This is a genomic window from Pseudocitrobacter sp. 73 (assembly GCF_008369545.1).
Taxonomy (GTDB): Bacteria; Pseudomonadota; Gammaproteobacteria; order Enterobacterales; family Enterobacteriaceae; genus Pseudocitrobacter; species Pseudocitrobacter vendiensis.
Map to the genome: position 1 here is coordinate 1 of NZ_VTZO01000019.1, position 13,438 is coordinate 13,438.

Genomic DNA, 13,438 nt, shown 5'->3' on the forward strand with positions numbered 1-13,438 from the left:
CTGTTACCGTTCGACTTGCATGTGTTAGGCCTGCCGCCAGCGTTCAATCTGAGCCATGATCAAACTCTTCAATTTAAGTTTGATGCTCGTGAATTAAACTTCGTAATGAATTACGTGTTCACTCAGAGACTTGGTATTCATTTATCGTCTTGCGACGTTAAGAATCCGTATCATTGAGTGCCCACACAGATTGTCTGATAAATTGTTAAAGAGCAGTGCCGCTTCGCTTTTTCTTAGCGGCGCGGGGTGTGCATATTAAGCCATCCCGCTACAGAGTCAAGTTTTTATTTCACTTTTCTCTGCTGAAGTTCTCTTAAGAACCTCGCTGACCCGGCGGCTTGCGTGCCGTTGTTCCGTGTCAGTGGAGGCGCATTATAGGGAGTTCTGAGACGTTGACAACCCCTGTTTAAAAAAAACTTTTCAACCGTCTCTTTTTTGAGCAAAACCGCATTAAACTGGCAGTTTTTCAAGCGTTTCGAAGCCGTAGCGCTGTAAAACGGGTAAAAGTCGTACAGTCTCCGCCGTCAACGCCATGCAAAATGCTTTATTCTCTTCCGTCGATTTCGCATCTGGCGCTTCATGTTCCAGCAGCCAGGCCGTTCGACGGGCGATCGCCGCGCCGGAATCGATCATCCGCGTGCCTTCCGGAAGCACCTGCAGCAGTTCATCGCGCAGCAGCGGGAAATGTGTGCAGCCAAGCACAACCGTATCCGGCGGCTCCTGCATCCGCAGCCACGGGCGCAGAATTCGACGCAGCTCATCCAGCGAAACGGGATCGCCATGCAATTTCGCTTCCGCCAGCTCCACCAGTTCTGCCGAGCCCAGCATTTCGATTTTGCATTCATTAGCAAAACGGGCGATGAGCTCATGCGTGTAAGGACGCTTCACCGTGCCACGCGTTGCCAGCAAGCCGACAATACGGTTCGCCGATAAACGCGCCGCCGGCTTAATGGCCGGCACCACACCGACCACCGGGAAGCCAAACTTCTCACGCAGGGCCGGTAATGAAACGGTGCTTGCGGTGTTGCAGGCAATAATCGCCAGGGAGAGTGGGTAACGTTGCTGGACGGCGGTCACAATCTCAACCACGCGCTCAACAATAAACTCTTCGCTTTTTTCCCCATAAGGAAAGGCAACGTTATCGAAGGTGTAGATGTAGTGAAGGTCCGGCAGAAGTTGACGGACCTCATCATAGACCGACAGCCCACCGACACCGGAGTCAAACACCAGTACGGTAGGCCGTGGTTCAGAAGGTGTAGCTGCCAGACAAGGTATATTCCCGTCCTGCAGTTTGGTAGCCATAAACTGTCTCGTAATCTTTATCGAACAGGTTGGCTATTTTACCACGAACTGTGAGCTGTGAGGTGACTGGATATGACGCAGAGATATCAACCGTGCTGTAGCTCGGTAAAACCTGCTGTTTCGGATTGTATTGTGACGTGTTGTTATCGTAGCGACGACCGTAGTACTGCCACGACACATCCATGTCCACATCAAACATTGTCCAGTCGAGCTGGTATTTCGCCTGACGCTTAGAGCGGCGTGCCAGCACCTCATCATTCTCGTCGTTACGCGGGTCCATATATTGCAGCGTCACGCGGTGATTAAAGATCCCCGTATCAAAACTGCCGGTCCACTCCACGCCTTTAATGGTCGCCGAGTTGATATTGGCGTACTCGCCGTCATAGGTAACCGGGTCGGAATAGTAGGTAATCAGGTTAGAGATCTTGTAGTGATACGCCGACAAACGCCAGTCCAGCGGGCCCGTCAAACCTTCCAGGCCAGCTTCCCACTGTTTCGATTCTTCCGGTTTCAGATCCGGATTCGAACTGATACCAAAGCGTGTAGAACCAAACTGCTGACCTAACGATGGCGCCAGGAAGCCGGTACCGTACGATAACGTCACTTTATAGTTCTCAACGAACTGCCAGCCCGCCGCCGTTTGCCACGTTCCGTGCCAGCCAAACTGCTCATCGTGGTCTTCACGACCAGAGGCTTCCAGCGTCACGTCGCCAAACTGCTGCTGCCCGGTAAGATAGAGCCCGGTGTTATCGCGCTTATAGGTATCGGATATCGCCGTATCCGACGAAGTCAAACGCTGCTGCTGCCAGTCTACCCCGGCGCTTACCGAGCCATGCCCGACAATCAGGTTGTTCCCCCACTGGAGGTTACGCTGGGTCATGCGGTCAAGCGTTGTGCCATCTTTATATCGACCATAAATGCTGCTGTAGTTATAGTCCTTCACCTTCTGATAGCTGGCGATAAGCTCAGAAGAGTAGATACCGGAATGGAATCGCAGTCCGGTATCCCAGGTTTGGTTATAAAGCTGCTCTTCGTCGGCGCTATACGCCGGGGAGTACGGTGGGCTACCCAGATCGTAATCGACATTATTGGTATAGCTGCGGCCACGGAAGAAGCCATCAAAGCTATCGTTGAACTTATGCTCCAGGCTACCCCAAAAGGTTTTATTGCGGAAGCCGTCGCGGTCGTTGTCGTGGCTCCAGGTCGAGCCCGGCTGCACATCAAACCCTTTAGTGGTTTCATAAGAACCCGCCACCGTCGCTACCGTGTCGCCAAAACGCTGACGCAACGTGCCATCGTATTGTTGATAGCCTTTAGAGCCCATGCTGGCGGTAATTTTCGATTGTTCCTCGTCAGAGTGGGTAATGATGTTGATCACCCCACCCATTGCGCCGGACCCATAAATCGCCGAGCGCGGCCCACGGATATACTCCACGCGCTGAACTAATGAGAGAGGGATCTGATTCAGGTCCGGGTTATTAGAGATACCGGGGCGGGTCATCGGAATGCCATCGACCAGTACCAAAACCTGTTTCGTTTCAGTACCGCGAATAAAGAGTGAAGAACTCTGCCCCATCCCGCCATATTGCGCGATATCCACGCCCGGCAGGCGACGCATGACGTCATTAAGATTTTTGGCCTGCCAGCGGTCGATGTCATCTCGGGTAACGACATCCATCGGCGCGAGGACGGTATTGACCGGCTGCTGAAAACGACTGGCGGTTACGACGAGGGTATCTGAAGTGCTGTCCTGCGCCCAAACGGAAAAAGCCGAGACGGATAGCGCCGTCATCAGCGAAGTTTTTTTAATCATTGTTAAAGCATCCACAATAGAAAAAGGATGCCGCCGGTTTCATCGATAGCCCGCGATGATGAAAACCCAGTGCGACGTCACCCGGCAGGTCTTCGGGCTCGGGGGCGTTTAGCGGATGAAGACTTCCCACCTTTTCAGGCAGTGTCTGCAAAATGCGTTCATCCCACCACTCCTTACCGCTGCGCGTCAGCCCCAGATTTTCACTGGATTCCCTTTTAACTCACAGGACCGGAACCCGGATGCTACATTTAGTTACATATAGATGTCCAGACTGCCATCACGATTTAGGAAAACATCAATCGCTGGACATCCCCTGAGCAGGCCCTACAATCCCCGCGTACTTTTATTATTCAGGATGCATCATGACCCCCGAACACCTTCCTACCGAGCAATACGAAGCGCAGCTGGCCGAGAAAGTGGTCCGTCTGCAAACGATGATGGCCCCTTTCAACGCGCCGGTTCCGGAGGTGTTTCGCTCGCCAGTCAGTCATTACCGCATGCGTGCGGAATTTCGTATCTGGCATGATGGGGACGACCTGTATCACATCATTTTCGATCAGCAGACCAAAAGCCGCATCCGCGTCGATTCCTTCCCGGCAGCCAGCGAGCTCATCAATACGCTGATGACCGCCATGCTGGACGGTGTGCGTAATAACCACACGCTGCGTCACAAGCTGTTCCAGATTGATTATCTCTCTACGCAAAGCAATCAGGCGATTGTCTCTCTGCTGTACCATAAGAAGCTCGACGATGCGTGGCGTGCGGAAGCGGAGGCGCTGCGGGATGCATTACGCGCGCAGAACCTCAATGTGCATATCATCGGCCGCGCGACGAAAACGAAAATCGCGCTGGATCAGGACTATATCGACGAGCGGCTGCCGGTCGCCGGGAAAGAGATGATCTACCGCCAGGTGGAAAACAGCTTCACCCAGCCGAACGCGGCAATGAACGTGCAGATGCTGGAGTGGGCGCTCAACGCCACGGAAAACTCAACCGGTGATTTGCTGGAACTCTACTGCGGGAACGGCAACTTCTCGCTGGCGCTGGCGCGCAACTTTGACCGCGTGCTGGCAACCGAAATCGCCAAGCCGTCCGTCGCCGCCGCGCAATACAACATTGCGGCGAACCACATTGATAATGTGCAGATTATTCGCATGTCGGCGGAAGAGTTTACCCAGGCGATGAACGGCGTGCGGGAATTCAACCGCTTGCAGGGAATTGATTTAAAAAGCTATCAGTGTGAAACGATTTTTGTCGATCCGCCGCGCAGCGGGCTGGATAGCGAAACCGAGAAAATGGTGCAGGCGTATCCACGTATTCTGTACATCTCCTGCAACCCGGAAACGCTGTGTCAGAATCTGGAAACATTAAGCCAGACGCATAATGTGGAGCGCCTGGCGCTGTTTGATCAGTTCCCGTATACGCACCATATGGAGTGCGGGGTACTGCTGACAAAGAAATAGACTCTTTGTCATGCCGGATACGGCGTCACCGTCTTATCCGGCATACAGCATTGCGCTATTCAGAAATCTCGTGCTTGCGATTACGCATTTTCACGCCAATCCAGAACACCAGAATCACCGACAGCACCGCTGGCAGGAAGTTAGAGCCGATATCCGGATATTCCGCGCGCACCACAGTGCTGTATAACAGCACGCCCAAAATAAAGCATGCCGCCGCCAGGCCAGGCAACCCCACCGGCATCGTGCGATTCTGATACCGCTGATGCAGACAGTACACCGTCAGCACCAGCGCAATAATCGGGAATACAGAGAACGGCACAATGGAGCTAAACAGCGCCGCAAAAGTTCCGTTAATTGATAAGCCAGCGATCAGCGCCAGCAACAGCGTTCCTTTATCTTGTCCTGACTGTTTCATTGCTCGTCTTTCACCTTATTCGGAATGATGTGTCGTTTTTTCCTGTTCGCGACGATACCAGTAATACGCCCCTTTCGAGATCATGCGTAATTGCAGCACCAGCCGCTCTTCCAGCTGGCGTCGCTGTTCCGGCGTGACGTCTAACGCTTCCGCGCCTGCACTAAAGACAATCGTCACCATCGCTTCCGCCTGCGCCTCGGTAAACGCGCGCGGCATATGGTTTTCGATTTCCAGATAGTCGGCAAGTTCCGCAATGAAGTGCTGAATTTCGCGCGCGACCGCAGCACGAAACGCCGCAGACGTGCCGGAGCGTTCGCGCAAAAGCAGCCGAAAAGCGTTAGGGTTATTGCCAATGAACTCCATAAATGTCGACACGGAGGTGCGGATCACGCTGCCGCCTTTAGCGATACGCTGACGCGCCTGGCGCATCAACTGACGCAGCATCAGGCCGCTTTCGTCCACCATCGTCAGCCCTAGTTCATCGACATCACGGAAATGTCGGTAAAAGGAGGTTGGCGCAATGCCCGCTTCGCGAGCCACTTCACGCAGACTCAGGCTGGCAAAGCTTCGCTCAGCACTCAGTTGACTAAATGCTGCTTCCACCAGCGAACGCCTGGTTTTTTCTTTTTGTTGCGCTCTAACGCCCATCACGATGATTGAATCCTTCCAAATGCCTTGTTGGCACTATACCAGAGATTAAAACTAATCGACTTATACTCTTCATCCTTCACGTTTCTCCTGCGTTGGCTGCGCGCGTTCACCCCAGTCGCTTACTTCAGTAAGCGACTGGTGATTCTCTCCCTTGCCGCCTTGATGAAACGTGAATGATTTTGAGTATACATAGCTTTGTGAATGCTTGTTTACGGGCGATTTATGCTCTTTTGCATGAAAAAAGCACAATGATAATTGGGTTATCCCGGTGAAGATGTTATGATTCTGTTGCTTTTATGTATAAGAACAGGTAAGCCTTACCATGCCAAATTCCTACGATTATGATGCAATAGTAATTGGTTCCGGCCCCGGCGGCGAAGGCGCTGCGATGGGTCTGGTGAAACAGGGAGCGCGTGTCGCCGTTATTGAGCGTTATCATAATGTCGGCGGCGGATGTACCCACTGGGGCACCATCCCCTCAAAAGCACTTCGTCATGCCGTTAGTCGTATTATTGAATTCAACCAGAACCCCCTTTACAGCGACCACACCCGACTTCTCCGTTCCTCTTTCGCCGACATTCTGAACCATGCTGACAGCGTGATTAATCAGCAGACTCGCATGCGTCAGGGCTTTTATGAGCGTAATCACTGCGAAATTTTGCAGGGCAACGCGCATTTCGTTGACGAACACACGCTGGCGCTGGAGTGCCCGGACGGCTCGGTCGAAACGCTGACGGCGGAAAAATTCGTCATCGCCTGCGGCTCGCGCCCCTACCGCCCTGCCGATGTCGATTTCAGCCACCCGCGCATTTACGACAGCGACTCCATCCTCAGCCTGCATCACGAACCACGCCACGTCATTATCTACGGCGCTGGGGTGATTGGCTGTGAGTACGCCTCCATTTTCCGTGGAATGGACGTCAAAGTTGACTTAATCAACACCCGCGACCGTCTGCTGGCGTTCCTCGACCAGGAGATGTCGGACTCGCTCTCCTATCATTTCTGGAACAGCGGTGTGGTGATTCGCCACAACGAAGAGTACGAGAAAATTGAAGGCCTGGACGACGGCGTCATCATGCACCTGAAATCCGGCAAGAAACTGAAAGCCGACTGTCTGCTGTTCGCCAACGGGCGCACCGGGAATACCGATTCACTGGCGCTGGAAAACATCGGCCTGCAATGTGACAGCCGTGGTCAGTTAAAAGTGAACAGCATGTACCAGACCGCGCTGCCGCACATTTACGCAGTGGGCGACGTCATTGGCTATCCAAGCCTGGCCTCAGCCGCTTACGATCAGGGCCGCATTGCCGCGCACGCGATGGTAAAAGGCGAAGCAACGGCGCACCTGGTGGAAGACATTCCAACCGGGATTTACACCATTCCGGAAATCAGTTCTGTGGGTAAAACCGAACAGCAACTGACGGCGATGAAAGTGCCGTATGAAGTCGGTCGGGCGCAGTTTAAACACCTGGCGCGCGCGCAGATTGTCGGCATGAATGTGGGAACGCTGAAAATTCTGTTCCACCGGGAGACGAAAGAGATTCTGGGGATTCACTGCTTTGGCGAACGCGCGGCGGAGATTATTCACATCGGCCAGGCAATCATGGAGCAAAAAGGCGGCGGTAACACTATCGAGTACTTTGTTAACACCACCTTTAACTACCCGACCATGGCCGAAGCCTATCGGGTAGCAGCGCTTAATGGCTTAAACCGCCTTTGGTAACGCTTTCTCGTCGAAGTGACCTTCCATCGCTCCACGGATAGCCTCTGCCAGTTGCTCATAGCGACTGCGCAGGGGTGATCCCGGACGATAAACAAGGCCCACGGTGCGGCGAGGTTCTGGCTTAATGCATGGCAGGTAGACAACGCCATCGCGGCGACGCTCCTTCGGCACAGCCAGCGCCGGTAACAGCGTAATGCCGCTGCCTGCCGCCACCATATTACGCAGCGTTTCGAGGCTGGTTGCCCGGAAATGCGTATCTTCATCAGCGCCCGCTTCAAAACAGAAGCCCAGCGCCTGGTCACGCAGACAGTGACCATCTTCCAGCATCAGCAGCTTCTCACCCGCCAGATCGGACATCGGCACGCGATCGCGCTCGGCCCATGGGTGATCTTCATAGATCGCCAGCATCATGGGCTCATCAAACAGAGGCACTTCGATAAACGCCTCGCTCTCTTTCACCAGCGCCAGAATGGCGCAATCCAGCTTACCGCTATCGAGCTGTGCCAGCAGTTGATGCGTTTGCGCTTCATGCAGGTACATTTCGAGTTTTGGGAAAGTTTGGTGAAGCATTGGGATAATGTGCGGTAGCAGGTACGGGCCGACCGTCGGAATCAAACCGATATGCAGCGGACCAGACATGGTCTCTCCCTGCTGGCTTGCCATTTCCTTGAGCACTTTGACCTCACGCAGCACCGTGCGCGCCTGATCCACCAGCAGCAAACCTGCCTGGGTAAAAAGCACTTTACGGCTGGTGCGCTCCAGCAACATCACGCCCAGCTCATCTTCCAGCTTGCGGATTTGCCCACTCAGCGTTGGCTGACTGACGTGGCACGAGTCTGCCGCCCGACGGAAATGCCGGTGTTCGGCTAACGCGACCAGGTATTCAAGATCACGAATATTCATTATTCATCCTCCATTGCCACGATAGCTCGCGGCGATAGATAGAATAGCAATGAACGATTATCCCTATCAAGCTTTCTGTTCAATAATGCAACACAGAAACGGAGCGGTACCTCCTTAACCCTTGAAGCCACCGTGATGTTTCGCAGAGTTTCTCTCAAACTCGAAATAACTAAAGCCAACGTGAACTTTTGCGGACCCTCAGGTCCGCTTTTTTTTTGTACGAATACCCCTCACCCTAGCCCTCTCCCGGAGGGGGAGGGAACCGATCGAGCGAAACGTTACACGGACTAGCCCCTCTCCCGGTGGGAGAGGGGTTGGGGTGAGGGATGAGGGGAAAAATCGTTAAATCAAACGCTGTTTCGCATCGCTAATCGCCTGCGCCACCTGCTTCGGTGACACACCGCCTTTCGCCGCACGTTTATCCAGGCACGATTGCAGCGACAGAATCGGATACACGTCATCACCGATAACACTGCTGAATTTTTGCAGATCGGCCAGCGCCAGCGCTTCCAGCGGTTTGCCTTGTTTGATCGCTTCAACCACCGCTTCGCCCACAATGTGGTGTGCTTCGCGGAACGGAACGCCTTTAGCGACCAGATAATCCGCAAGTTCGGTGGCATTGGCGTAACCCTGCTGCGCTGCTTCCTGGCAACGCGGACGTTTCACCTGAATACCGTCCAGCACCAGCGCCGCCATATGCAGGCAATCCAGCCAGGTGTCGAGCGCATCAAACAGACCCTCTTTGTCTTCCTGCATATCTTTGTTATATGCCAGCGGCAGACCTTTCAGCGTCATCATCATGCCGGTCAGCGCGCCCTGCACACGGCCACATTTACCGCGAATCAGCTCCAGCGCATCCGGGTTTTTCTTCTGCGGCATCAGGGAAGAACCTGAGGTCACGCGGTCAGACAACTCGACGAAATTCGCTTCACCGGAGTTAAAGAAGATCAGGTCTTCTGCAAAGCGCGACAAGTGCACCATGCCGATAGACGCATTGGACAACAGTTCCAGCACGTGGTCGCGGTCAGAAACGCTGTCCAGGCTGTTGCGGGTGGCAGAGGCAAAACCCAGCCAGCCAGCCAGTTGTTCACGGTCAATTTCGTAGGCCGTCCCCGCCAGCGCACCGCTACCCAGCGGGCTAACGTCGAGGCGTTTTACCGCATCCTGCAGGCGGCTTTCATCACGCGCCAGCATCTCAACATAGGCCAGACACCAGTGAGCAAAAGTCACCGGCTGCGCACGTTGCAGGTGGGTGTAACCCGGCATTACTGCATCCTGATTCTGCTGCGCGGTTTCCACCAGCGCGCTCTGCAACTGGCGGTTAGCCGACAGCAGTTCCGAAACGGTATCTTTGCACCACAGTTTCAGGTCGGTTGCCACCTGGTCGTTACGGCTGCGCCCGGTATGCAGTTTTTTGCCCAACTGGCCGACTTTGTCGATAAGCTTGCCTTCCACCCAGCTATGAATGTCTTCGGCATCGCTTTGCAAAATTTGCTGCGGGTTTGCACGAACCTCTTCCAGCAGCACGTTCAGCGCCTCTTCCAGCTGCAACTGCTCTTCAGCCGTCAGCACGCCGACCGTGACCAGCGCTTTAGACCAGGCGACAGAGCCAGTGATATCCTGTTCCGCCAGGCGATAGTCGAAGCGCAACGAGTCGTTGAACTGTTTGAACCGTTGATCCGCTGCCTGAGTAAAACGCCCGCCCCAAAGTGCCATAACTCGTTTCCTTAAAATTCGTTTAATGTTGCCTGAAAGCTACCCTCATGCACCTATCGGTCCCCTCTCCCTGTGGGAGAGGGTTAGGGTGAGGGAAAATATTAAGCCAGAATCCGCGTACCAATCGGCGTGCCGTTAAACAGCGCCGGCAATTGCTCCGCATGACGCCATGAAGCGATATCCACCGGGCGACCCAGCGTACGCGCGGCATCCAGCGCCGCATTCACTTTCACAATCATGCCATCGGTAATAATACCCTGCTCGATCAGTTGCTCTGCTTTTTCCGCCGTCATCTCGGCGATACGCTGGCCTTTACCATCGAGAATGCCGCTAACGTCAGAAAGCAGAATAAGATCCGCGCCCAGCGTCGCCGCCAGCGCCGTCGCCGCCTGATCCGCATTGACGTTCATCAGTTCGCCTTCGGCCGTCACGCCAATTGAGCTGACAACTGGCAGGAAGCCGCCGTCCAGCAGCAGGTTAATGAGTTTTGGCGAACCCGGCATCGCCAGGCCGACATGGCCCAGTTCTTCATCGAGTTTCGTCACCTTGACGCTATCGCCGTCGCCCAGGAACAGGCCCACAGAGGCGATATCATGTTTCTTTGCCCATGACAGCAGCGTTTTGTTGGCCGTACCCGCCAGCGCGCCGGTGATGATGTCTATCTGGTCAGCAGGCGTCACACGCAGGCCATTTTTCTTTTTCACCGGCAAATTAAGCTGTTTCATCAGCTCATCCACCACGCAACCACCGCCGTGCACAATCACTAACGGGCGCTGATGTGACTCACGATAATTCACCAGTGCGGTAAACAGACGCTCCAGCGCCTCTTCGCTATCCAGCAACACGCCGCCTAATTTGATAATTAATGGATTCATCGTCATCACACCTTAAAGAAGAGACTGCGTTTCGGCGAAGCCGAAACGGATATTGGCACACTGAATGGCTTGCGCCGCGGCGCCTTTTAAGAGGTTATCTTCCGCGGCCACCACAATCAGGTGCTGGTCCTGCACGGCAAAACCGATATCGCAGAACGGTAAACCGACCACGTTTTTCAGTGCCGGAACACCTTTGTCATAGAGACGCACCAGCGGTTTATGGGCATACGCCTGCTGGAAGGTCGCCGCCACCTGGTCTGCATTCACGCCCGGTTTCAGGCGGCAGGTGATGGTTTCGAGGATGCCGCGTTTAAAATTACCCAGGTGCGGGGTAAAAATCACCTGCGCCCCCAAGTGGGTTGAAATCTCCGGATGATGGCGGTGGTTAAACACGCCATACGGTTGCAGGCTCACTTCGCAGAAACTGTTGGAAAGCGCCGCTTTACGCCCGGCGCCGCTCACGCCGCTGGTAGCGTCGATCACTGGCCACTGGGTGAGATCCAGCAGATCGGCATCAATCAGCGGTTTAAGCGAGAGCTGCGCCGCCGTCGGGTAGCAACCCGGCACGGCAATCAGGTTGGTCTCTTTCAGCGCGTCGCCGCACCACTCGGCGAGGCCATATACCGCCTGCTCAAGTAATTCAGGATGCTGATGGGTGAAGCCGTAATATTTTTCGTAGAAGGGCGCGTTATTGACGCGAAACGCCCCGGAAAGGTCAAATACCACGCAACCGGCGGCCAGAAACTGCGGCGCCAGATCGTGGCTGACTTCGTGCGCAGTGGCGAGGAAAACCACATCCACACCGGCGCTGAATTCACTGATATCCGACATCGGCTGCAACGGCAAATCCACAATGCCCTTCAGCTGCGGATGCAGGTCAGAGATTAACTTTCCTGCATCATTGCTTTGCGCTGAGACCGTCAAAGCGGTTATGTTCATATGCGGATGGCGATTTACATAGGTCACAAGCTCTGCGCCAGCATAGCCACTGGCACCTACAATCAGCGTATTCAACATCGGGGCTGTTCACCTTCTTACGTCATATGCCTGGGAAGAATGCTTATCTTCCTCACCCTGTTGAGCGACTTTTGCCTTTCACCCTACGGTTTAAGGGTTTTCTTACGCTCAACGATATTGTGTTTTTATTCACAAATATTGCATGAATATTGATACTATCACGACCTGAGGTGTGTCAACAATGAAAAACAATTTACCGCCATTTATCGAGATTTACCGTGCATTGATCGCCACACCTTCCATCAGCGCAACCGAAGAAGCGCTTGATCAAAGTAATGCGTCTTTAATCACTCTGCTCGGCGATTGGTTTGCTTCGTTAGGCTTTAACGTTGAGATCCAGCCGGTGCCCGGCACGCGCAATAAATTCAATATGCTGGCCAGCACCGGAAACGGTGCAGGTGGCCTGCTGCTTGCTGGTCACACCGATACCGTCCCGTTTGACGATGGCCGCTGGACGCGCGATCCCTTTACCCTGACAGAGCATGAAAACAAGCTTTACGGTCTGGGTACCGCCGACATGAAAGGCTTCTTCGCCTTTATTCTCGATGCCCTGCGCGATGTGGACGTGACAACGCTGAAAAAGCCGCTCTACATTCTGGCGACCGCCGATGAGGAAACCAGCATGGCAGGCGCGCGCTACTTTGCCGAAACCACCGCCCTGCGTCCGGACTGCGCCATCATCGGTGAGCCAACGTCATTGCAGCCTGTACGTGCGCACAAAGGCCACATCTCCAGCGCCATTCGCGTGATGGGGCAATCGGGCCACTCCAGCGACCCGGCGCGCGGCGTCAACGCGATTGAAATTATGCACGACGCGATTGGCCGCGTAATGCAACTGCGCGACGAACTGAAAGAGCGCTATCACTACGAGGCGTTCACCGTGCCTTACCCGACCCTCAACCTCGGCGCCATTCACGGTGGCGATGCCTCAAACCGCATCTGCGCCTGCTGCGAACTGCATATGGACATTCGCCCACTGCCGGGTATGACGCTAAACGATCTCAACGGTTTGCTGGATGAAGCGCTGGAACCGGTAAGCGCCCAGTGGCCTGGCCGGTTGACCGTCTCCGAACTGCACCCGCCAATCCCGGGCTACGAATGCCCGCCTGACCACCAGTTGGTTCAGGTGGTGGAAAAACTGCTCGGTGCGCAAACCGAGGTGGTGAACTACTGCACCGAAGCGCCGTTCATTCAGACCCTGTGCCCAACGCTGGTACTCGGACCGGGCTCTATCAACCAGGCCCACCAACCGGATGAATATCTGGAAACGCGGTTTATTAAGCCGACGCGTGAATTGATTACCCAGGTTGTGCATCACTTCTGCTGGCATTGATATGTCCCCCCTCACCCAAACCCTCTCCCTCAAGGGAGAGGGGACTGTCCGTGCGGTCTGCTTTTCTCCCTCTCCCTGTGGGAGAGGGCCGGGGTGAGGGCATCCGCGCGCACATTTTCATAAGCATTACTTATCTGACACGATGCGAATTAAATTTCGTAAATTGCCGCTATTTACTCGATTGCTGAAGCGATTTCGCAGCAATTGACGTGGGGGTTTTTACGTGG

General features: G+C 54.4%; 11 protein-coding genes, 1 rRNA gene and 1 riboswitch. Of the genes, 3 read left to right on the forward strand and 9 right to left on the reverse strand.

Annotation, left to right across the window (positions count from 1 at the left end; translation table 11 throughout):
- From F0Q32_RS18275 to btuB, 3 genes are all read right to left on the reverse strand, one after another.
- Nucleotides 1–75: ribosomal RNA gene (locus F0Q32_RS18275) — 16S ribosomal RNA — on the reverse strand; the annotation flags it as partial.
- Nucleotides 76–450: 375 nt separating this feature from the next.
- Nucleotides 451–1,302, reverse strand: a complete 852-nt coding sequence (murI, locus tag F0Q32_RS18280) for a glutamate racemase (RefSeq protein WP_149464194.1) — start codon at nt 1,300–1,302, stop codon at nt 451–453.
- The gene (gene btuB, locus F0Q32_RS18285; RefSeq protein WP_149464195.1) at nt 1,247–3,115 is read right to left on the reverse strand and encodes a TonB-dependent vitamin B12 receptor BtuB; all 1,869 of its coding nucleotides are present in this window, start codon (nt 3,113–3,115) and stop codon (nt 1,247–1,249) included. The genes murI and btuB overlap by 56 nt, the downstream gene beginning before the upstream one ends.
- A 65-nt stretch (nt 3,116–3,180) precedes the next feature.
- Nucleotides 3,181–3,363, reverse strand: a riboswitch (cobalamin riboswitch).
- Nucleotides 3,364–3,477: 114 nt separating this feature from the next.
- On the opposite strand from btuB, the gene trmA reads away from it, so the two are divergent.
- Complete coding sequence (gene trmA / locus F0Q32_RS18290) at nt 3,478–4,578, forward strand: tRNA (uridine(54)-C5)-methyltransferase TrmA (protein WP_149464196.1); 1,101 nt, start codon at nt 3,478–3,480, stop codon at nt 4,576–4,578.
- A 55-nt stretch (nt 4,579–4,633) separates the two neighbouring features.
- Here the strand turns inward: trmA and F0Q32_RS18295 are convergent, their stop codons facing one another.
- Together F0Q32_RS18295 and fabR are read right to left on the reverse strand one after the other, a co-directional pair.
- A complete protein-coding gene (locus F0Q32_RS18295; RefSeq protein WP_015966475.1) occupies nt 4,634–4,993 on the reverse strand; it encodes a YijD family membrane protein in 360 nt (119 codons plus the stop codon).
- 15 nt (nt 4,994–5,008) lie between these two features.
- Nucleotides 5,009–5,644, reverse strand: coding sequence for an HTH-type transcriptional repressor FabR (gene fabR, locus F0Q32_RS18300; RefSeq protein WP_015966476.1), 636 nt, complete (start codon nt 5,642–5,644; stop codon nt 5,009–5,011).
- A gap of 322 nt (nt 5,645–5,966) precedes the next feature.
- Between fabR and sthA the strand changes: the two genes are divergently transcribed.
- Nucleotides 5,967–7,367 (forward strand): Si-specific NAD(P)(+) transhydrogenase, encoded by a 1,401-nt coding sequence (gene sthA, locus F0Q32_RS18305; RefSeq protein WP_149464197.1) that lies wholly within the window; start codon nt 5,967–5,969, stop codon nt 7,365–7,367.
- Here sthA and oxyR read toward each other — a convergent pair.
- The 4 genes from oxyR to argC all read right to left on the reverse strand — a co-directional run bounded on the left by oxyR (nt 7,350) and on the right by argC (nt 11,878).
- The gene (gene oxyR, locus F0Q32_RS18310) at nt 7,350–8,270 is read right to left on the reverse strand and encodes a DNA-binding transcriptional regulator OxyR (RefSeq protein WP_015966478.1); all 921 of its coding nucleotides are present in this window, start codon (nt 8,268–8,270) and stop codon (nt 7,350–7,352) included. The genes sthA and oxyR overlap by 18 nt on opposite strands.
- A 342-nt stretch (nt 8,271–8,612) precedes the next feature.
- Entirely contained in the window at nt 8,613–9,986 is a 1,374-nt protein-coding gene (gene argH, locus F0Q32_RS18315) for an argininosuccinate lyase (RefSeq protein WP_149464198.1), read from the reverse strand.
- A 101-nt stretch (nt 9,987–10,087) separates the two neighbouring features.
- A complete protein-coding gene (gene argB, locus F0Q32_RS18320) occupies nt 10,088–10,861 on the reverse strand; it encodes an acetylglutamate kinase (protein WP_149464199.1) in 774 nt (257 codons plus the stop codon).
- Nucleotides 10,862–10,873: 12 nt separating this feature from the next.
- Nucleotides 10,874–11,878, reverse strand: a complete 1,005-nt coding sequence (argC, locus tag F0Q32_RS18325; protein WP_149464200.1) for an N-acetyl-gamma-glutamyl-phosphate reductase — start codon at nt 11,876–11,878, stop codon at nt 10,874–10,876.
- A 181-nt stretch (nt 11,879–12,059) separates the two neighbouring features.
- Here argC and argE point away from each other — a divergent pair, with 181 nt between their 5' ends.
- Nucleotides 12,060–13,211, forward strand: a complete 1,152-nt coding sequence (argE, locus tag F0Q32_RS18330) for an acetylornithine deacetylase (protein WP_149464201.1) — start codon at nt 12,060–12,062, stop codon at nt 13,209–13,211.
- Nucleotides 13,212–13,438: the final 227 nt, after the last annotated feature.

What these genes read in the sequence shown, in the direction of transcription:
- argE (WP_149464201.1), top strand. Translation starts at nt 12,060, where the DNA reads ATGAAAAACAATTTACCGCCATTTATCGAGATTTACCGTGCATTGATC.
- sthA (WP_149464197.1), top strand. Translation starts at nt 5,967, where the DNA reads ATGCCAAATTCCTACGATTATGATGCAATAGTAATTGGTTCCGGCCCC.
- argC (WP_149464200.1), bottom strand. Translation starts at nt 11,878, where the DNA reads ATGTTGAATACGCTGATTGTAGGTGCCAGTGGCTATGCTGGCGCAGAG.
- F0Q32_RS18295 (WP_015966475.1), bottom strand. Translation starts at nt 4,993, where the DNA reads ATGAAACAGTCAGGACAAGATAAAGGAACGCTGTTGCTGGCGCTGATC.
- oxyR (WP_015966478.1), bottom strand. Translation starts at nt 8,270, where the DNA reads ATGAATATTCGTGATCTTGAATACCTGGTCGCGTTAGCCGAACACCGG.
- trmA (WP_149464196.1), top strand. Translation starts at nt 3,478, where the DNA reads ATGACCCCCGAACACCTTCCTACCGAGCAATACGAAGCGCAGCTGGCC.
- argB (WP_149464199.1), bottom strand. Translation starts at nt 10,861, where the DNA reads ATGAATCCATTAATTATCAAATTAGGCGGCGTGTTGCTGGATAGCGAA.
- argH (WP_149464198.1), bottom strand. Translation starts at nt 9,986, where the DNA reads ATGGCACTTTGGGGCGGGCGTTTTACTCAGGCAGCGGATCAACGGTTC.
- btuB (WP_149464195.1), bottom strand. Translation starts at nt 3,115, where the DNA reads ATGATTAAAAAAACTTCGCTGATGACGGCGCTATCCGTCTCGGCTTTT.
- murI (WP_149464194.1), bottom strand. Translation starts at nt 1,302, where the DNA reads ATGGCTACCAAACTGCAGGACGGGAATATACCTTGTCTGGCAGCTACA.